At 67.0% G+C, this 17,647-nt stretch carries 18 protein-coding genes; 6 read left to right on the top strand and 12 right to left on the bottom strand.

The features are described 5' to 3' along the window. The 9 genes from RS899_RS14835 to phnD all read right to left on the bottom strand — a co-directional run bounded on the left by RS899_RS14835 (position 1) and on the right by phnD (position 9,704). On the bottom strand, positions 1-519 hold the full coding sequence (locus tag RS899_RS14835; RefSeq protein ID WP_315810385.1) for a toxin-activating lysine-acyltransferase: 519 nt from the start codon (positions 517-519) through the stop codon (positions 1-3). A 10-nt stretch (positions 520-529) separates the two neighbouring features. Next, positions 530-2,251, bottom strand: coding sequence for a ShlB/FhaC/HecB family hemolysin secretion/activation protein (locus RS899_RS14830; protein ID WP_315810384.1), 1,722 nt, complete (start codon positions 2,249-2,251; stop codon positions 530-532). A 429-nt stretch (positions 2,252-2,680) separates the two neighbouring features. Beyond that, the gene (phnX, locus tag RS899_RS14825) at positions 2,681-3,508 is read right to left on the bottom strand and encodes a phosphonoacetaldehyde hydrolase (protein ID WP_315810383.1); all 828 of its coding nucleotides are present in this window, start codon (positions 3,506-3,508) and stop codon (positions 2,681-2,683) included. Positions 3,509-3,610: 102 nt separating this feature from the next. After that, complete coding sequence (locus RS899_RS14820) at positions 3,611-4,471, bottom strand: LysR substrate-binding domain-containing protein (RefSeq protein WP_315810382.1); 861 nt, start codon at positions 4,469-4,471, stop codon at positions 3,611-3,613. 41 nt (positions 4,472-4,512) lie between these two features. Then, positions 4,513-5,808 carry an MFS transporter gene (locus RS899_RS14815; RefSeq protein WP_315810381.1) on the bottom strand — a complete coding sequence of 432 codons (1,296 nt, stop codon included), beginning with the start codon at positions 5,806-5,808 and terminating at the stop codon, positions 4,513-4,515. Positions 5,809-5,935: 127 nt separating this feature from the next. Further along, complete coding sequence (gene psrA, locus RS899_RS14810; protein WP_233297849.1) at positions 5,936-7,024, bottom strand: iron-containing alcohol dehydrogenase PsrA; 1,089 nt, start codon at positions 7,022-7,024, stop codon at positions 5,936-5,938. 195 nt (positions 7,025-7,219) lie between these two features. Further along, positions 7,220-8,038 (bottom strand): phosphonate ABC transporter, permease protein PhnE, encoded by an 819-nt coding sequence (gene phnE, locus RS899_RS14805; protein ID WP_233297848.1) that lies wholly within the window; start codon positions 8,036-8,038, stop codon positions 7,220-7,222. Then, positions 8,035-8,835: a phosphonate ABC transporter ATP-binding protein gene (gene phnC, locus RS899_RS14800; protein WP_315810380.1), complete on the bottom strand. Its 801-nt coding sequence runs from the start codon at positions 8,833-8,835 to the stop codon at positions 8,035-8,037. The genes phnE and phnC overlap by 4 nt, the downstream gene beginning before the upstream one ends. Beyond that, positions 8,832-9,704: a phosphonate ABC transporter substrate-binding protein gene (gene phnD, locus RS899_RS14795; protein WP_315810379.1), complete on the bottom strand. Its 873-nt coding sequence runs from the start codon at positions 9,702-9,704 to the stop codon at positions 8,832-8,834. The genes phnC and phnD overlap by 4 nt, the downstream gene beginning before the upstream one ends. Before the next feature lie 111 nt (positions 9,705-9,815). Here phnD and RS899_RS14790 point away from each other — a divergent pair, with 111 nt between their 5' ends. The 4 genes from RS899_RS14790 to RS899_RS14775 all read left to right on the top strand — a co-directional run bounded on the left by RS899_RS14790 (position 9,816) and on the right by RS899_RS14775 (position 13,326). Next, complete coding sequence (locus RS899_RS14790; protein ID WP_037015629.1) at positions 9,816-10,673, top strand: LysR substrate-binding domain-containing protein; 858 nt, start codon at positions 9,816-9,818, stop codon at positions 10,671-10,673. An 86-nt stretch (positions 10,674-10,759) separates the two neighbouring features. Further along, positions 10,760-11,890 carry an MFS transporter gene (locus RS899_RS14785; RefSeq protein WP_054909879.1) on the top strand — a complete coding sequence of 377 codons (1,131 nt, stop codon included), beginning with the start codon at positions 10,760-10,762 and terminating at the stop codon, positions 11,888-11,890. A gap of 98 nt (positions 11,891-11,988) precedes the next feature. After that, positions 11,989-12,318, top strand: coding sequence for a c-type cytochrome (locus tag RS899_RS14780; protein WP_409978083.1), 330 nt, complete (start codon positions 11,989-11,991; stop codon positions 12,316-12,318). A 120-nt stretch (positions 12,319-12,438) separates the two neighbouring features. Next, positions 12,439-13,326 carry a sterol desaturase family protein gene (locus RS899_RS14775; RefSeq protein ID WP_315810377.1) on the top strand — a complete coding sequence of 296 codons (888 nt, stop codon included), beginning with the start codon at positions 12,439-12,441 and terminating at the stop codon, positions 13,324-13,326. Here the strand turns inward: RS899_RS14775 and RS899_RS14770 are convergent. Next, positions 13,315-13,998 (bottom strand): helix-turn-helix domain-containing protein, encoded by a 684-nt coding sequence (locus RS899_RS14770; protein WP_037015627.1) that lies wholly within the window; start codon positions 13,996-13,998, stop codon positions 13,315-13,317. The two genes, RS899_RS14775 and RS899_RS14770, sit on opposite strands and share 12 nt — an antisense overlap. Continuing rightward, complete coding sequence (locus tag RS899_RS14765) at positions 13,985-14,539, bottom strand: GNAT family N-acetyltransferase (RefSeq protein WP_233297844.1); 555 nt, start codon at positions 14,537-14,539, stop codon at positions 13,985-13,987. Before RS899_RS14765 ends, RS899_RS14770 begins: the two co-directional genes overlap by 14 nt. Positions 14,540-14,699: 160 nt before the next feature. Here RS899_RS14765 and RS899_RS14760 point away from each other — a divergent pair, with 160 nt between their 5' ends. Beyond that, positions 14,700-15,689: a zinc-dependent alcohol dehydrogenase family protein gene (locus tag RS899_RS14760; protein WP_315810376.1), complete on the top strand. Its 990-nt coding sequence runs from the start codon at positions 14,700-14,702 to the stop codon at positions 15,687-15,689. A 53-nt stretch (positions 15,690-15,742) separates the two neighbouring features. Here the strand turns inward: RS899_RS14760 and RS899_RS14755 are convergent, their stop codons facing one another. Then, positions 15,743-16,516 (bottom strand): SDR family NAD(P)-dependent oxidoreductase, encoded by a 774-nt coding sequence (locus RS899_RS14755; protein WP_233297842.1) that lies wholly within the window; start codon positions 16,514-16,516, stop codon positions 15,743-15,745. Positions 16,517-16,695: 179 nt separating this feature from the next. On the opposite strand from RS899_RS14755, the gene gcvA reads away from it, so the two are divergent. Continuing rightward, entirely contained in the window at positions 16,696-17,613 is a 918-nt protein-coding gene (gene gcvA, locus RS899_RS14750) for a transcriptional regulator GcvA (RefSeq protein ID WP_315810375.1), read from the top strand. Positions 17,614-17,647: the final 34 nt, after the last annotated feature.

The raw sequence follows: 17,647 nt of genomic DNA, 5'->3' as shown, positions 1-17,647 counted from the left end.
TCAGAGCTGGATGGCCAGCGGGTGGTCGGAGAACCATGCGCGCGCTTCGGCGGGCATGACCGCGACACCCTGGAACTTCTTGATCCTCAGGCCGCGTTGTTCGCCACGGTGGTACAGCGCCCGGCCGCAGCGGTTGGCGAAGAAGTGCCGCTGCAGGACGCGCGACACCGGAACGGAGTGGCCGAACGGCGCCACCCAGTCGTTGAACCAGATGCGCTCGCCGCTGTTCCAGTCGACGGCCGGCATGCAGATGGCCGGCTGGCTCAGGTAGCGCGCCTCGGCCGCAAGGCTGAGGTTGCTGAAGGCGACGTAGAACACCGGGCGGCCGTTCTGCCGGCCGAGGATGAACTGGCGATGGCTGATCGCCGGCAGCAGCAGGGCGTTGAGCGCGTGCAGCGGGATGTCGCGGTGGGACGCCGAGTGCAGCCACAGCCAGACCGCCGAGCCCAGCGCCTCGGCTTCGCTCCAGGGCTCGTCGAAGAAGCCCGGCGCGGTGATGTCGAATCCGTCGATATGCATGGGCGCCTCCTCAGAAGGACCAGGTCAGGTTGAAGCCGCCGGTGGTGGTGGCGGTGTCGAAGCCCTTGGGCTTGCTGATCGGCTGGCCGACGAAAACGTCGTAGGACACGCCGCGATAACCGCCGCGCAGGCCCAGCACGTAACCGGCCAGGTGGGTGCCGATCAGGTACTTGCTCGACTGCCCGCCGACTTCGCCGTAGTCCACGCCCACGTAGGCTTCCTGGCCGGTCTGGCCGAGCGCCAGGCCGAGGTCGTTGCGGGTCAGCCAGCCACGGTCGGCGGAGAGGATCTGCTCGCCGTCGAAGCCGCGCACGCTGTAGCGCCCGCCGATGGTGAAGCGGTCCTGGGGTACCAGCGGTGTGCGGTTCCATTGCGCGCGCCAGGTGTTGCTGTAGCGCAGGCGCTGGTCGCCCAGGGCGAAGGGCACGCTGAGCTGGGCTTCGGCGGTGATGATCTTGGAGCGCGAGGTGCCTTCGTCGAAGGGCTCCTCCGGCGCCGCCATGGCATTGCGCGCTCCGGTGCCGCGGCGGTAGCCGGTGCTCAGGTAGAGGGTGGAGGCGCCGATGTATTCGGTATGGGTCAGGCCGAACGACCAGCCGGCCATGCGCCGGCGCTGGATCTCGATCTCGGTGTCGTCGATCCAGTTCTTCGAGCGCCGGCTCCAGCCGCCGATGCTGGCGGTGGTCTTGCGCACGGCGTCGCGGTAGAGCATGCGGGTGAGGCTGATCTCGTCGTTCTTGCTCTCGCCGCTATAGCTGTAGTCCTGGTTCGCCCCGGAGATGGTCTGGTGGTAGTCGTACTCGCTGGAGGTCACCCCCAGCAGCCAGTAACCGAAGGGCACCGAGTAGTGCAGGGTGTGGCCGCGCGAGCCGCGATCGCCGGAGTCGCCGCCGCCCAGGTCGTGGTTGTAGCTGAAGTAGAAGAGGTCGCTGAGGGTCAGGAAGTTGTCGAAGGACACCGAGGTGGTGCCCAGGTACTTGCCAGTCTCGTCGGTGCCCGAGTCGTCCACCGAGAGACTGAAGCGGATCGGGAATTTCTGCCGCCAGGCGATCACCAGGTCACTCTCGCCGGGCTGCGCGCCGGCGCCTTCGGCCGCGGTGATCTGGATGTCGGCGTCGGCGGTGGGCACCCGCTTGAAGTTCTCCAGCGCCTGTTCGATGTCGCGCAGGTTGAGCAGGTCGCCGGGCTTGGCGGGCACGGTGTTCCAGGCATTGGCGCGGTGCGAGGTGTCCTCGGCGAAGCGGATCGAGCGGATGCGCCCCGGCACCAGGGTCAGTTCCAGGGTGCCGCTTTTCAGGTCCTGTGGCTGCGCCAGCACGCGGGAGGTGACGTAGCCGCGTTCGATGATCGCGTTCTGGATGCGCTTCATCGTCAGGTTGATGCCGTTGGCGCCCAGGCACTGGCCGGTGGCTGGGTCGTCCTTCGGGTCGGCGGCGCGCAGGGCCCACTGGAATTGCTCGGCGGCATCACCGGTCAGGGTGATCTGGCGGATCGCAAAGCAGGGTGCCTCGTTGCGCGGCAGGCGGTTGCCTTCCAGGCCGCTGGGCGGCAGCTTCAGGCGCACATCCGGCGAGGGTTCCATCTGCTCGCGCAGCGCGCGATCACGTTCCTGCTGTTGCAGAAGTTGCTGGGCGGGGAGCGGGTCGGCGGCCAGGGCGGCAGCGCCACTGCACGCGCCCATGGTCAGGGCGGCCAGTTGCAGGGCAGTTCGAAGGGGAAGATCGATACCCATCCATGGGGCTCGTGGAGCAAGGCAGGAATCTGCCGAAAGCTCTCTACGGCAAGAGAGAAGAGCCATTTCGCATCCTTGTGAAATATCTTGCAATAACTCGTCGAATTATGACGAAAGGTCCTGAATCCGACCGTGAATCCGTTCTAATCGCTGTAAATCCGTTGATACACCGCTGTCGGATGTGTAACGCGGATATGACAGTTCCTACGGTTCGAGATGAAGGACGGAAATTTTGTTCCGAATGTTTACAGAGGCCTGACGAACGGTCTGAAGTGCTATTGCGGTGATATCACGGGATGCATGGCCGATCTTTTGTAGGAGCGAGCTTGCTGGCGAACCGATTCCCCGCGGCGATGTTCGCGAGCAAGCTCGCTCCTACAGAAAGCAGAAGGCCCGCATCAAGCGGGCCTTCTTTGTTATCACTCGGGATCAGCTGCCCTGCGGCATCTCGCCCCGCGCCAACCGCGCATTGATATCGGCGATCACCGCCGGCAATTCGGCGATGGTGTCGATCAGGTAATGCGGCCGCGAGCCCTCGAACATCTGGCCGATGCGACGGCGTTCCTGCTCCAGCTTTTCCGCCGGCAGCGCCTTGTACTGCTCATAGGTCAGACCCAGGGCGTTGCCCGAGCAGGTCAGCGCCACGGTCCACATGCCGGCGCTGCGGCCTTCGAGGATGCCCGGCCAGGTGTCGTCGACCTTCACGCAGGCCGCGACATCGTTGATGCCCAGGGCGATCACGTTGGCCAGCGCCTGGGCCGGATGCGGGCGGCCGTTGGGCACTTCGTCGGTGGCGACCACGTGGTCGGCGACGTAGCCGTTGGTCTTGGCCAGCGCCACGACCTTCTCCATCACCACCGCCGGGTAGCCGGAGCAGGAACCGATCTTCAGCCCGCCCTTGCGCAGGGTGGCGATGGCCTCCAGCGCGCCGGGAATCAGCGCCGAGTGCTCGGCGATCTTCTCGATCTGCAGCGGCATGAAGCGCTCATAGATGGCAGTGACGTCATCGTCAGTGGGCAGATGACCGAAGGCCGCGCGGTAGCGCTCGCCGATGGCGGGGATGTCGCACAGGGTGCGGATGTGGTCCCACTTGCCCATGCCCATCGGGCCGCGGGCTTCAGCGAGGCTGACCTGCACGCCGAACTCGGCGAAGGCTTCGACGAAGATCTGGGTCGGTGCGAAGGAGCCGAAATCGACCACGGTGCCAGCCCAGTCGAGGATGGCGGCTTGCAGTTGCTGGGGTTGCTGGTAATGCATGGCGGTGCTCCTGTGAGGGGATTATTTGTGAAAGGCAGGATGAGCGCGGCCCGCCCGGCGTCATGGCAGGCTCGCGGTGTCACGGGGTGTTCGGGTTGAGAGTCAGGCCGTGGAGTCGAACAGCTCGGCGATGATCGGCCGCTTGCGGCGGATGCCCAGGCAGCACAGGTAGTAGTCGATGTGGAACGGGTCCTCGGCGAAGGCGATGGAGCGCGTGCCAGGCCGGTCGGCGTATTCCACCGCCGAGACGAAGCCCACGCCGATGCCGTGTACCACCGCATGGACGATGGCCTCGCGGCTGTTCAGCTGCATCGCGCAGTCCAGTTCCACGCCGTGTCGGCGGCAGCCTTCTTCGACCAGTTGGCGGGTACGCGAGGCCGGCTCGCGCAACACCACGCGCTGGCTGGCGATCTCCTGCACGCTGACCGATTTCTGCTGCGCCCAGGGGTGGTCGTCGCGCACCACCGCGAGGATCGGGCAGGTGCGGTAGAGCTGCGTGCTCAGGCGCTGGTCGAACTCCGAGAGGGCGAGGATCGCCACGTCGATGTCGAAGTTGTACAGCCGCTCCAGGGTGCCGGCCTCGCTGGTGAAGGAGGTCTCCAGCTCGATGTGCGGGTAACGCTGCATCAGTGCGTAGGTCAGGCTCATGGCGATCGGCGGCGACACCGCGCCGATGCGCAACATGCCCTGCTTGCGCTGCTGGAAGCTCTGCAGCAGTTGCAAGGCTTCGTCCTCCTGGCCGAACAGGCCCTGGGTGATCGCGTAGAGCTGCTCGCCGGCGGGGCTCAATTCGATGAAGCGCCCGCGGCGGTGGAACAGCTCCACCGAAAAGCGCTTCTCCAGGCCGCTGACCTGCTCGCTGATGGTCGGCTGGCCGACGCTGAGCAGCGCCGCGGCCTGGGTGAAGCTGCCGGTGCGGGCCACGGCGTGAAAGGAGCGCAACCACTTGTGGTACTGGTACATGAGGTCTCTCTGTGAGGAAGGCCTGGCGCATGGCCGTGCCCTCAGCGCCGGACGAACAGGGCGACCACCGCGCTGCACACGCAGGCCGTGGTGACCACGATGAAGATCAGTGAAGTATTGCCCGTCGTGTCCAGCATGCGACCGATCAGGGGTTCGGCCAGACCCGCGAAGAGGTAGGAAGAGAAGTTCATGATCCCGGTGGCGGTACCGGCGCGGCGCGCGCCGACCAGGTCCGGGCAGAGCGCCCAGAAGCTCGATGCCGGGCCGTAGACGAAGAAGCCGCAGAGGAACAGCGCGAGCAGGCCGATGCTGCTGTGCGCCGGCAGGCTCCACATCCACAGGCTGGTGAGCGCGCCGAGCACCATGTAGAGCATGATCGCGCGGTAGCGCTTGCTGCCGAACAGGCGGTCGGACACCCAGCCATTGCTCAGTGCGCCGACGGCCATGCCGACCGGCAGGGCGATGGTGATCCACTTCGGGTCGAAGAAGCTCTGGCCCTTCTGCCAGTCGGCGCCGAGGAAGTGCACCGGCACCCAGACGATTAGCCCGTAGCGCGCAGCGTTCTGGAAGCCCAGGGACAGCGCAGCGACCAGCAGGCGCGGGTTCTTCAGCACCGCCAGGTAGCGCTGCGTCGAGCTTTCCTCTTCACCGTGGGCCGCTTCGCTGGAGCGGTCTTCGGCATTCGCCACGCCGGTGTCGGCCAGCGGCTCGAAGCCCATGTCCTGCGGGCGTTCCCGCGCCACCAGGTAGAACACGATGCCGCCGGCGAGCATCAGCAGCACCGGCAGGCGGAAGATCCAGCGCCACTCCAGGTGCAACACGTCGATCACCACCACCGAGGTGACATACGACAGCACCGAGGCGCAGCCGGCGGCGAACACGTAGAAGCCGTAGACCTTGCCGCGCTCGGCGGCGCTCCACCAGTTCGACAGCAGACGGCTGCCCGGCGCCCAGCCCAGCGCCTGGAAGTAGCCGTTGATGCCCCACGGCAGGATCAGGCTGCCGAAGCCGCCGGCGAAACTGGTGACCCAGTTGGCGCCGCAGGACAGCACCGCGCCCAGGCTCATGATGCGCCGGCCGCCGAACTTGTCGGCGAGGTTGCCGTTGATGGCCTGGCCGATGGCGTACATCCAGAGCATGGCGCTGGAGGCCCAGCCGAGGGTTTCCTTGCTCAGGCCGAACTCGGCCTGGATACCGGGGATGGCAAAGCCGAACGTCTGGCGGCCGGTATAGAAGAACAGGTAGCAGAACATCGCGGCGAGCAGCATGCGCCACTGCGCCACGCGGAAGGGCGACACGGATGACTCAAGGCCAGGCAGGGTTTGTGCACGGTTCATGGCGGTTTTCCTTCTTGTTCGCTCGCGCCGGCGCAAGGCTCGGCGTGTCGGCACTCTTCTTCGGTGCAATAGGTTTTCGGTGCAACAGGAAAAGGCGGCAGCCAGGGCCGCCCGGTAAAGGACGACCTCAGGCGGCTTGCGAGCCGATGAAGTTGCGGCCGCGGGCGCCCTGCATGGCGAAGTCGATCATCGCTTCGGCCTCGGCGGACGTCACGCCGTAATCGCCGAACTCGGTCTTGACTCCGAGGCGATGGAGGAATTCACGCAGGCGCTGCTGTGCGCCCTTCAGGTCGCTGCCGAAGACGCGTTGCAGCACGCGGTCGCGGTCGGCGTCGCGACCCCAGGCCAGGCCCAGCACCAGCGGCAGGGTGAACGAGCAGGCGATGCCATGGGGCAGGCCGTGACGCAGGGTCATCTCGTAGGAGATGGAGTGGGCCAGCGCGGTCTTGGTGTTGGAGAAGGCCATGCCGGCCTTCAGCGCGGCCAGCGCCATGCGCGAGCGCAGTTCACGGTTGCCGAGGTCCTGCTGCAGGCGCGGCAGACAGTCGAGGATGTCTTCGATGGCAGAGATGGCGAAGGTGTCGGAGATCGGGTTGGCGTTGTGGTTCCAGATCGATTCCAGGGCGTGGGACAACGCATCCAGCCCGGTGGACACGGTGACTCCGGCGGGCACGCTGAGCATCAGGTCCGGGTCGATCAGCGCCACCTGCGGCCAGGTGCAATCCAGGTGCAGGGAGTACTTCTTCTGTTGCTGCGCGTCCCAGATGGTCGCCCAGGGCGTCACTTCGCTGCCGGTGCCGGCGGTGGTCGGCGCGGCGACCAGTGTCTTGTGCCGCGCCGGGACGAAGGGCTTGCCGGCGGCCAGCAGGTCGAGCAGTTCGTCGAAGCGCCCGGACCCGGTGCCGACGACCAGTGCCTTGGCGGTGTCGATTGCGCTGCCGCCGCCGAGGGCGAATACCGTGGTGCAGTCGCCCGCTTCACGCCAGAAGCGCTCGTGCACGTTGCGCAGCCAGGCTACGTCGGGGTTGGGTTGCACGTCGTCGATGACGTAGGCGAGGCGTTCGCCCAGCAGGTGGCGGACGCGTTCGATCAGCCCCAGTTGCGCGGCTTCGGGGAAGGTCACCAGGGCGACCTTGCCTTGGCAGAGGTCGGCGATGCGGTCCAGGCTGCCACCGCCGAAAACGGTGGCGACCGGATTGTGGAATCGGGCAGGCATGGGCAGTTCCTTGTTGTTGTTTGAACGTGCGGCCATGCTCGGGGCCTCGTCGGTTTCGTTCCAATCGATTGATCGCAGGTGGGCATCGGCCTGACCGATAACGGCGGGTGCGGACATCTGGCAAAACTCCAGGCATGAGCCTGCCCGGCGCGCGCCCGGAAGGCGCACGCGGCAGGGTGGAAGAGGGAGGGTGGATCAGTGCCGGCCGTTGCCCTGGATGGCGTGGCGCAGGCGGTTGGAGAGCAGGTCGGCGAGCACCACCATGACGGTGATGACGAGAATGCAGGTGGCGGTCTCCGGGTACTTGAACAGCTTCAGGCTGCTGACCAGTTCGAAGCCCAGGCCGCCGGCGCCGACCATGCCGAGCACGGTGGCCGAGCGCAGGTTGACCTCGAAGCGGTAGAGCACCACGGCGATCCAGGCGGTGATCACTTGCGGCAGCACGCCGAAGGCGATCACCTGCAACGGCCGTGCGCCGGTGGCCTGCAAGGCTTCGATGGGGCCCTGGTCGATCTCCTCGATGCTTTCGGCGAAGAACTTGCCGAGCATGCCCACGCCGTGCAGCGCCAGGGCCAGTACGCCGGGGAAGGGGCCGAGGCCGACCGCCGAGACGAACACCAGGGCGAGGATCAGTTCGTTGATGCTGCGGATGACGTTGAGCAATTGCCGCGTGCCCAGGTACAGCCAGCGGTTGCCGTGCAGGTTGCGCGCGGCGAGGAAGCCCAGCGGCACCGCCAGGACGATGCCCAGCAGCGTGCCCCAGAGGGCGATCTGCAGGGTTTCCAGCGCCGGGCGCCAGAGGCTGGGGAGGATGCTCAGGTCCGGCGGCAGCGAGCGGCTGAGGAAGTCGCCGATCTGCGGCAGGCCGCTGGCCAGTTCGCTCCAGCTCAGTTGCGCGCCCTCGGCGCTCCAGTGCAGCAGGTAGAGCACCGCCAGCACGGCAGCGCCGGTGGTCAGCCAACCGCGCTTGGTCTGCGGCGTCTCGACCATCCACTGATGGCTTCGCAGGTTCATGCGCCGACTCCTGTGCCGCTGGTGTACACCGCGCGCGCCGCCGCCTGGTAGGCGGTCGCCTCGCCGCTCGGGCGTTGCTGGTAGATCCGCTGCAGGGCCGATTCATCCAGTTCCCCGGCGCTGCCGTCGAAGACCACGCGGCCGTTGGCCAGGCCGACGATGCGGTCGCCGAACTCGCGTGCCAGGTCCACCTGGTGCAGGTTGCACACCACGGTGATGCCCAGGGTGCGGGTGGCTTCGCGCAGGTAGTGCATGACCAGCTGCGCGGTCTTCGGGTCGAGGCTCGCCACCGGTTCGTCGGCGAGGATCACCTGCGGCCGCTGGGCCAGCGCGCGGGCGATGCCCACGCGCTGCATCTGCCCGCCGGACAGCGAATCGGTGCGCGCATCGGCCTTGTGTTCCAGCTCCACCCGGCGCAGGCATTCGCGGGCCAGGGCGATGTCTTCGCGGCTGAACAGTTGCAGCACCGAGGCGAGGGTGCCGACGCAGCCCAGGCGCCCGGTGAGCACGTTCTTCAGCACTGACAGGCGCGGCACCACGTTGTGGTGCTGGAAGATCATCGCCACCCGCCGGCGCAGTTCGCGCTGGTCGCGGGGCAGCAGCGCATCGACTCCGGCGACCTGCAGCGTACCGCTGTCGGCCTGCGCCAGGCGGTTCATGCAGCGCAGCAGGGTGGACTTGCCGGCGCCGGACTGGCCGAGGATCACCACGAACTCGCCGGCCTCGATGCGCAGGTCGATCCCGCGCAGAACCGGGTTGTCGCCGTAGCCCTTGGTCAGTTGGGCAACGCGGATCATTTCAGGCTCCGCAGGTCGAGATCGAGCACCTTGGCGGTGTCGCGCACGACGTTGTAGGCGGCGTCGTTGGTGGGCTGGAAGCCATTGAGCATGCCCTGGTCACCCCACGGCACGTCCTTGATCGAGGCGAACGCGGCGACCAGTTTCTTCTGCAGTTCCGGGTCGAGGTTCTTGCGCCAGACCATCGGCGACTCGGGGATGTCGTCGGATTTCCAGACGACCTGGAAGTCATCCTGCTGCACCTGGCCGGCGCTGATCGCGCCGGCGAGGATGCGGTCGGCCACGGCGGCGGCATCCACCTTGCGGTTCTCCACGGCGAGGATGCTGGCGTCGTGGGAGCCGGAGAAGATCACCCGCGAGAACAGCGCCTTCGGGTCATGCCCGGATTGCTCCAGGCCGGCCTTGGGGAACAGGTGGCCGGAGGCCGAGCTGGGGTCGACGAAGGCGAAGGTGTGGCCCTTGAGGTCGTCCAGGCTGCGGATGCCGCTGTCCTTACGGGCGATGATCAGGCTGTGGTAGGCGCTGCTGCCGGTCTTCTTGGTCACCGCCACGGCGAACGCGTCGGCGCCGGCCACCTTGTTCGCCAGCACGTAGGAGAACGGGCCGAGGTAGGCGACATCCAGCTTGCCGGAGCGCAGGGCTTCGATCACGCCGTTGTAGTCGGTGGCCACGAAAGGCTTCACCGGCATGCCCAGGCGTTCCTGCAGCTGGTCGAGCACCAGCTGGCTGCTCTTGATCATGGCCTGGGAATCCTCGGAGGGGATCAGGCCGACGGTGAGGGCATCCTGCGCCTGGGCAGTCGAGAGCAGGGCGGAGGCGAAGGCGAGCGGCAGCACGGCGAAGCGGAACAGTCTGGTCAGCGAAGTCATGGCGTTACCCGGAGGTTGTGTTCGGTAGCGCCAAAGCTAGGGCTGTCATGTGACAGTCACGCCATCAAATCAATATGGGTTTGCACGCAAATCCATTGATAGGAGCTATGGATGTCCACCGCCCGCCTGCGTACCTTCCTCGCCGTCGCCCGCCACGCCAGCTTCAGCGCCGGCGCACGGGCCATCGGTCTCAGCCAGCCGACGGCGACCACGCAGATCCAGGGCCTGGAGCGTGAGTTCAACGTCGAGCTGTTCCACCGCCGTGGCCGTCGCATCGAGCTGACCGCCGTGGGCCGCGCCTTGCTGCCCATTGCCCAGCAGATGTCGATGCTCGAGTCCGAAGCGACCAACCTGCTGCGCGATTCCGGCCAGCTCAATCGCGGCCAGCTGAAGGTCGGCGCGGTCGGGCCGTTCCATGTGATCGAGATGGTCGACCGCTATCGCCGTGACTATCCGCAGATCGACGTATCGATCCGTATCGGCAACTCGGCGTCGGTGCTCGCCGACCTGGAGAACTACGTGACCGATGTCGGCGTGCTGGCCGGGCTGCATGACGATCCGGCCTTCGTCGCCGAGTTGTATGCGCGGCACCCGGTGATCCTCTTCGCCCACGCCGAACACCCCTTTGCCCGCCACGACGCGGTGCCGGTGCAGGCGCTCCAGGGCCAGCCGCTGCTGCGTCGCGAGCAGGGCTCGACCACCCGCGTCGCCCTGGAGCGGGTGCTCGAAGCGGCGGATGTCACACCGCGCATCGCCATGGAGATCGGCAGCCGCGAGGCGCTGCGCGAGGCGGTGATCCGTGGCATCGGCATCGGCGTGGTGTCCGAAGCGGAGTACATCGCCGATCCGCGCCTGAAGGCCATCCGCATCATCGGCGACCCGGTGTTCACCGAGACCTACCTGTACTACCTGGCCGAGCGCCGCAGCAGCCAGGTGATCGCCTCCTTCCTGCGCACACTCGCGCGATAGCACAGCCGCCGGGGCGGGCGTAAGGCTTGTCTTGCGGGCCGGGGGCCGGGTTATCCTGCGGGCCCCGTCGCCGTCACGAGACTGTCATGTCGTCCGCTGCCGAGCAGGCGCTGCTGCGCCGCGCCGATCGAGATTCGCGCAACTCCGCCCAGGTGCTCGGCCTGTGCCTGCCCGCCGACGTGCTGCTCTACCTGTTGCTGCCGATGTACGCGGCGGACTTCGGCGTCACCCTGGTGGAAGCGGGCATCCTGTTGGCGGCCAACCGCCTGGTGCGCATCGTCGGCTACGGCTGGGTGGTGCGTTTCTACGCTCGCCATGGCGACCGTGCCGCCTGCAGCCTGGCGGCGCTGGCGACGGCAGCCTGCGCGCTGGCCTCGGCGACGCTCTCCGGGTTTGCCACGTTGCTGGTGTTTCGCCTGGTCTGGGGCCTGTGCTTCGCCACCTTCAACCTCAGCACCCAGACCCTCGCCACCGCTGAAGCTCAAGGCGCCGCGCGGCGCGCCGGACGCTCGCGGGCAACCTTGTCCATCGGGCCGATGCTGGCCCTGCCGCTGGGGGCGGTGATGGCCCAGGCCTTCGGGCCGCGCAGCGTGTTCTTCGTGCTCTGCGTGGCCGCCCTCTGCGGCCTCTGGCGCGCCCGCGCGCTGCCGGCCACGGGGCACGAGATTCCCGTCAGCAACGGTCGCCGTCTGCGCCTGCCGGACAGCATTGCCACCTGGTCCTTCATCGAAGGCGTGACGCTGGACGGCCTGTTCATCTTCGGCCTGTCGCTCTACGCACAGACCCACCTGGGCGGCACCGGCGTGCTGGTGGCGGGCATCCTGATGGCAGTGCGTTATCTCAGCGAGATGCTCTTCAGCCCCTTCGGCGGGCGACTGGCGGACCGCTTCGGCGCGCTACGCATGCTGGTGATCCTGTCGCTGGCCACCTCGCTGGCGCTGCTGATGTTCGGCAGCTACTGGCTGTTCGTCGGCGCCTTCTTCGTGCTGGTGTTGCGCGCGCTGCAACTGCCGCTGGTGGTGACGCTGGTCGCCAGCCGCAATCCTCAGGCACGCATCCAGGCGCTGGCGGGCAACGCAGTGTGGCGCGATATCGGCGCCGGGCTCGGGCCGATCCTCGCCGGCGTGCTGCTGCCGCAGGTGCCGGCGATCTGGGCCTACGCCGGAGCGGCGCTGATACTGGCGCTCAGTGCGCTGGGGTGTGCCTGGCGGCGCTGAGCGATGTGCTCTGGATTCAGGTTTTATTGGCTCTGCAAGGACGCGTGAAAGTGAAGGTGTTGTTCATAGGTTTGTCAGGAATTCTGACGCTGGCTCAGATGTCGTCATCCTTTGCGGAGAACCTCAACGGAAAGAATCTCTACTCGCAGCGGTGCGCCGTTTGCCACGGAGCGGATATCAAGGCAACGGGGCCGCTGGCCAAAAAGAGCAACCCCCCTACGCCGGATCTCAAAACGCCCGCTTTCAGGAAGCGCCTGAGTGACTATCCGGGTGTCATCGTGTCTTCGGTGGTGCTTCGTCCCAATGGAAGCCTGATCCCCCGGACATTGCGCGAGAACGGCGTGAAGGTGCCGCCGCACGCCTGGACCATCGATGATCTGCGCGATCTGAACCAGTACATGACGGCCGTGATTGCCAGGAGTCGATAATGTCGGTTTGGGCGCGTAGTAATCTGGCAGCCAGTTCGAGACCGAATGCGCGGATTGTTCAAGCGCCGCCGAAGGTGCAACGGGAACACTGGCGACTCCCATTTGCACCGGAGTTGCCCCATGCGACACCTCTACGCCCCCGCGTTCTTCTTCGGCTTCATCGGCCTGGCCCTGTACCTGGTCGGTGAAGGCGTTTCGCTGCTCTGCCTGCCGGCGCTGTTGCCGCTGGCGATCCTGCTGGCCTTTCTTGCCGAGCGGTTCTGGCCGTATCGAGCGGGCTGGAACGAGAGTCACGGCGATGGCGCCCGCGACCTGGCCCACGCGCTGGTCAACGAGACGCTGAATGCCTTGGGTATCGCCGCCATTCCGTTGATGGCTTTGTGGTTGCCACATTTCGCCCTGTGGCCGGTGGACTGGCCGCTGGCGCTGCAATTGCTGGCGGCGCTGCTGATCGCTGACTTCGGCATCACCCTGGTGCACTACGCCAGCCACCGTTCCGCGCTGCTCTGGCGTCTGCACGCGGTGCACCACAGCGTGACGCGCATGTACGGCTTCAACGGCCTGATGAAGCACCCGCTGCACCAGATGCTCGAAGCCCTGGGCGGCACGCTGCCGCTGCTGTTGCTCGGTGTTCCCGTTGAGGTTGCGGCGTTGCTGGCCTTTGCCATCGCCATCCAGCTGCTGCTGCAGCACAGCAACGTCGACATGCGCATCGGTGTGCTGCGCCATGTGTTCGCCTGGGCGCCGCTGCACCGCCTGCATCACCTGAAGTACGGCACTGCGGGCGACGTCAACTTCGCGCTGTTCTTCAGCTTCTGGGACCGCCTGCTGGGTACCGCGCTGTACCTGCCCGGCTATGAGTTGGCAGAGGACGACCTGGGCATCGGCGACCGGCCGGACTACCCGCTGGCGTACTTCGCGCAGCTTGGCGAGCCATTCCGCCGTGGTGGTGCGCTGCACCCGCCGGCGCCATTGCCGGCAGGGCTGCGCCGCGTACTAGTCGAGTAGCCGCAGCTTCAGTTGGCGCAGCGTCAGGTCGGCGCGGATGCCGAACTGGCTGCGCACGCTGCGGGAGAAGTGCGCGGAGTCGGCGAAGCCCGCCGCGATGGCGGCGCTGGTCAGGCTGTCGCCGGCCATGGCCAGACGCAGCGCCTGGCGTAGCCGCTGCCAGAGCACCAGGCGGCGCACCGACAGGCCCAGCGTGCCGCTGAACAGCCGCTCCAGTTGGCTCAACGATAGCGCGGCTTCTTCGGCCAGTTCCTGGGCGGGCAGGGCGCCATCGTCCAGGGCGCGGATGCGTTGCAGGGCCTTGCCCAGGCGCGGGTCGAGTGCACGGCGAGGCAGGGCTTGCAGTTGCGCGGCGAGCGCTGGCAGGTCCGGCCCGGTTGCTCGGCAGACGCGCTCCAGATCGGCCAGCTCGAAAGCCAGCGGTTCGGCGAAGAGGGTGATGACGGGCTGCTCGCTGGCCTGAATGGCATGGCGGCGGTTCGACGGAATCACCAGCAGCGACCCTCGCTGCGGTTGCTCGTCCACCAGCGCCTGCACCTCGTCTGCGCGAGCCATCAGCAGCTGATGCGCGTAGTGCGCGTGTGGGCGGGCATGGCCGGTGGTGCCGGCGACCAGGCAGAAGTCCGCGCCCAGCCACAGCTCGCCTTGCCAGGCCCGTTCAGTCGGCTGCATGGCGTGCCAGCCATTCTTCGCGGGTCAGCTCCCAGGTTTCCCGCGGCAGCACACCGCTGACGAAACGGCCTTCGCTGCTGTCGATGCAGCGCATGCCTTCGCGTTCGGAAATGCGCCGCGAGCCCTGGTTGACGATGGCCTTGGGCACCTGCATGAGCGGCCGCTCCAGGGTCAGGAACCAGTAGCGGGTGACCGCTTCGCAGGCCTCGGTCATGTAACCCCGGCCTTGCCACCTCGGCGCGAGCCAGAACCCCCGGTGATTGCCGGGTTGGTCGAAGAGGGAAATGCTGCCGATGGCGTCGCCGGGTTCGCTGGCCAGGCGGATCATCCAGTGCCACTCCTCGCCGCGCGCCATTGCCGGCAGCGCCAGGTCGCGCACGTAGGTCAAGGCACCGTCATCGGGATAGGGCCAGGGCACGCGGCTATCCAGATAACGCACCACTTCCCAGTGCGGGAACAGGCGCTGGATGGCGTCGGCATCCGCCAGTTGCAGGGGCGTGAGCAGCAGACGCTCGGTACGCAGGGTGGGCAGGCTATCCATGTCGAGGTCCTGTGTTCGGACGAGCAGTCTGCGGCTTTTCGCTCGCCCTTGGCCAGCGGGATGACGCGCCCGGTCCGAATGGTCGGGCGACCCCGAACGGATTTCCTACACTCCCATTCCGGCCGGCGCCTTCGCCCCGGCCCGCTGAAGAGAGGTTGTCATGGCCCGCATTGTCAGAATCCACCAATACGGTGACGCCAGCGTCCTGAAACTGGAAGCGGTGGACGTGCCCGCGCCAGCGGCGGACGAGGTGCAGATCGCGGTCAGGGCCTTCGGCCTGAACCGCGCCGAGGTGATGTTCCGCAACCACGCTTACCTGCAGGAAGCCGAGTTCCCCAGCCGCCTGGGCTACGAGGCAGCCGGCGTGGTGGGTGCGGTGGGGAGTGCCGTGAAGAATGTCCAGGTGGGCGATGCGGTGAGCCTGATCCCGCCGCTGGATATCGCCCGCTGGGGCACCTACGGCGAAGTGGCCAATGTGCCGGCGTACCTGGTGGTGAAGCACCCGCAGAACCTCAGCTTCGAACAGGCCGCCGCGTCCTGGATGCAGTACGTCACTGCCTGGGGTGCGCTGGTGGAGCAGGCGAAGCTGTCGAAGGGCGAGTTCGTGCTGGTCACCGCCGCGTCCAGCAGTGTCGGCCTCGCCGCTTTCCAGATCGCCCGCATGGTGGGCGCCACCTCCATCGCCGTCACCCGCACCCAGGCGAAAAAACAGGCGCTGCTGGAGGCGGGTGCCGATCACGTGATCGTCAGCGACGAAGAAAATATCGTCGAGAAGGTCATGGCGCTGACCGACGGGCAGGGCGCCCGCGTGGTGTTCGACCCCATCGGTGGTCCCGGTTTCGAGGTGCTCACCCAGGCCATGGCCCGCGGCGGCATCCTTCTCGAATACGGCGCGCTGAGCCCGGAACCGACGCCGTTCCCGCTGTTCACCGTGCTGGGCAGGAGCCTGACGCTGAAGGGTTACCTCTACGCCGAGATCGTTGCCGACCCGACGGCGCTGGAGCGCGCCAAGGCGTTTATCGTCAAGGGGCTGGAGTCCGGTGCGCTGCGCCCGGTGATCGCGCGGACCTTCCCGCTGGAGCAGATCCAGGACGCCCATCGCTTCCTGGAAGCCAACCAGCAGGTGGGCAAGATAGTCGTCACGGTCTGACGCGTGACGCAAGGCCACGGGCGCCCGGCAATTCGCTGCCGGGCGCCGGGGCTTCACTGACGGCCGGCGGTGACGCCACCGTCCACCGGCAGCACGGTGCCGGTGATCCACGAGGCCTGGTCAGAAGCGAGGAACAGGATCGCCGCCGCGACGTCGCCCGGCTGGCCGTTGCGGCCCAGTGGATGGAAGGCGTTGAAGGTGGGCAGCACCTGTTTCACCTGTTCGGCATCCATGAAGGTGCCGTAGACCGGCGTCTCCACGACGGCCGGGGCCACGGTGTTGATGCGGATGTTCGAGCCGGCCAGTTCGATGGCCAGGTTGCGGGTCAGCGCATGCACACCGGCGTTGGCGGCGGAGTAAGCCGCCGACGGCGTGGCGCCGATGGCCTGGATGGCCCACAGCGAACCGGTCTGCACGATGGCGCCGCCGCCGCGCTGCAGCATGGCCTTGGCTGCCGCCTGGGCCATGAAAAACTTGCCCTTGAGGATGGTGTCGAGGAAGGCATCGTATTCCTCAGGGCTGACTTCCAGGAACGGCTTGGGCGTGAAGATGCCGGCGTTGTTGATGAGGATGTCGACGCCGCCGAACTCGCGCTGTGCCAGTTCGACCAGCGCCTGGGCGGTGGCCGGGTCGGCGATGCTGCCGGCGAGGGTGCGTACGCGTTGGCCGCTGGGGTCGATCTCACAGGCTGCGGCTTGCAGCTTGGCGCCATCGCGGCCGCCGATGACGACGCTGGCGCCGGCTTCGATGAGGCGCCGCGCGACTTCCTTGCCGATGCCTGAGCCGCCGCCGGTGATGATGGCGACCTTGTTAGAAAAACTATTCATGGTGGGAATCCTCGTTGTGTCCGGGAGGACAGTGGCCTGCGATTGTCGAGCCCTGCTCGGAGAGGCGTATCTGCTATCCTCCTGGCATGGATAAGGCTCTGGTCCGGTACGCATTGTCGAACCGGGCGAGGCGGCCAACAACGCAGAAGATCTTCGCTGGCGGAATAGAAAAACTATCAATGACCACTCCGGCCTACCTGAACGCACTGCGCGCCTTCGATGCCGCAGCACGGCACCTGAGTTTCTCTGCCGCGGCGGCGGAGCTGAATGTCACCCCGGCGGCAGTCGGCCAGCAGGTTCGCAATCTCGAATCGTGGCTGGGCGTCGCCCTGTTTTCCCGTGCCAGTAGCGGAAACGCGCGGCTGACGCTGACCGATGCGGCACGCGCCGCGCTGCCGGATATCCGCGAAGGTTTCGAGCGCCTGGCGACCGGCCTGGCACGGCTGAAGGACACCGGTGTGCAGGCCGGGCTGACGGTCGCGGTGAGTCCGGCCTTTGCCTCGAAATGGCTGCTGCCGCGCATCGAGGGTTTCCAGCAGGCTTATCCGAGCCTCGATGTACTGCTGGACACCAATGCGCGCGCAGTGGATTTCCAGATCGAACGCATCGATGTCGGCGTGCGCTATGGCCGTGGAAAATGGCCCGGGCTGCAGGCGGTGCAGCTGATGAGCGAGACGATCTTCCCGGTGTGTGCGCCGGACTTCCCGCTGCTCAAGGGCGGCAGGCTATCGGCCAAGGCGCTTGAGCGCGCCACGCTGATCCACGATCTGTCGATGGCCCACGATCCGGACTTCCCGACCTGGCGCATGTGGCTGGACGCCGCCGGCCATGGCGAGGTCGAGGCGAGCCATGGCCTGCGCATCAACAACTCGGCTGCGGTGTTGCAGGCGGCGATGGATGGCCAGGGCCTGGCGTTGGCCCGCAGCGTGATGGTGCGTGATGACCTGGACGCGGGGCGGCTGATTCGGCCCTTCGCCGACCGGGGTGTGAACTGCCCACTGACCCAGGCCTACTACGTGGTCTATCGCCCGGAGTGTGCCGAGCTGCCCAAGGTGCGGGCGTTTCGCGACTGGCTGCTGGCCGAAGCAGGGCAGTGAGGCGGTGCGCCCAGGCTGAGTCCGATTCCCGGCG

The organism is Pseudomonas sp. C9-3, assembly GCF_032392015.1.
Classification (GTDB): Bacteria; Pseudomonadota; Gammaproteobacteria; order Pseudomonadales; family Pseudomonadaceae; genus Pseudomonas; species Pseudomonas nitroreducens.
Note: the sequence above shows the minus strand (reverse complement) of the source record. Positions and strands in the feature narration are given on the sequence as shown.

What these genes read in the sequence shown, in the direction of transcription:
- RS899_RS14755 (WP_233297842.1), bottom strand. Translation starts at nt 16,516, where the DNA reads ATGAATAGTTTTTCTAACAAGGTCGCCATCATCACCGGCGGCGGCTCA.
- gcvA (WP_315810375.1), top strand. Translation starts at nt 16,696, where the DNA reads ATGACCACTCCGGCCTACCTGAACGCACTGCGCGCCTTCGATGCCGCA.
- RS899_RS14820 (WP_315810382.1), bottom strand. Translation starts at nt 4,471, where the DNA reads ATGTACCAGTACCACAAGTGGTTGCGCTCCTTTCACGCCGTGGCCCGC.
- RS899_RS14780 (WP_409978083.1), top strand. Translation starts at nt 11,989, where the DNA reads ATGTCGTCATCCTTTGCGGAGAACCTCAACGGAAAGAATCTCTACTCG.
- psrA (WP_233297849.1), bottom strand. Translation starts at nt 7,024, where the DNA reads ATGCCTGCCCGATTCCACAATCCGGTCGCCACCGTTTTCGGCGGTGGC.
- RS899_RS14835 (WP_315810385.1), bottom strand. Translation starts at nt 519, where the DNA reads ATGCATATCGACGGATTCGACATCACCGCGCCGGGCTTCTTCGACGAG.
- RS899_RS14790 (WP_037015629.1), top strand. Translation starts at nt 9,816, where the DNA reads ATGTCCACCGCCCGCCTGCGTACCTTCCTCGCCGTCGCCCGCCACGCC.
- phnE (WP_233297848.1), bottom strand. Translation starts at nt 8,038, where the DNA reads ATGAACCTGCGAAGCCATCAGTGGATGGTCGAGACGCCGCAGACCAAG.
- phnX (WP_315810383.1), bottom strand. Translation starts at nt 3,508, where the DNA reads ATGCATTACCAGCAACCCCAGCAACTGCAAGCCGCCATCCTCGACTGG.
- phnC (WP_315810380.1), bottom strand. Translation starts at nt 8,835, where the DNA reads ATGATCCGCGTTGCCCAACTGACCAAGGGCTACGGCGACAACCCGGTT.
- RS899_RS14770 (WP_037015627.1), bottom strand. Translation starts at nt 13,998, where the DNA reads ATGCAGCCGACTGAACGGGCCTGGCAAGGCGAGCTGTGGCTGGGCGCG.
- phnD (WP_315810379.1), bottom strand. Translation starts at nt 9,704, where the DNA reads ATGACTTCGCTGACCAGACTGTTCCGCTTCGCCGTGCTGCCGCTCGCC.
- RS899_RS14775 (WP_315810377.1), top strand. Translation starts at nt 12,439, where the DNA reads ATGCGACACCTCTACGCCCCCGCGTTCTTCTTCGGCTTCATCGGCCTG.
- RS899_RS14830 (WP_315810384.1), bottom strand. Translation starts at nt 2,251, where the DNA reads ATGGGTATCGATCTTCCCCTTCGAACTGCCCTGCAACTGGCCGCCCTG.
- RS899_RS14815 (WP_315810381.1), bottom strand. Translation starts at nt 5,808, where the DNA reads ATGAACCGTGCACAAACCCTGCCTGGCCTTGAGTCATCCGTGTCGCCC.
- RS899_RS14785 (WP_054909879.1), top strand. Translation starts at nt 10,760, where the DNA reads ATGTCGTCCGCTGCCGAGCAGGCGCTGCTGCGCCGCGCCGATCGAGAT.
- RS899_RS14765 (WP_233297844.1), bottom strand. Translation starts at nt 14,539, where the DNA reads ATGGATAGCCTGCCCACCCTGCGTACCGAGCGTCTGCTGCTCACGCCC.
- RS899_RS14760 (WP_315810376.1), top strand. Translation starts at nt 14,700, where the DNA reads ATGGCCCGCATTGTCAGAATCCACCAATACGGTGACGCCAGCGTCCTG.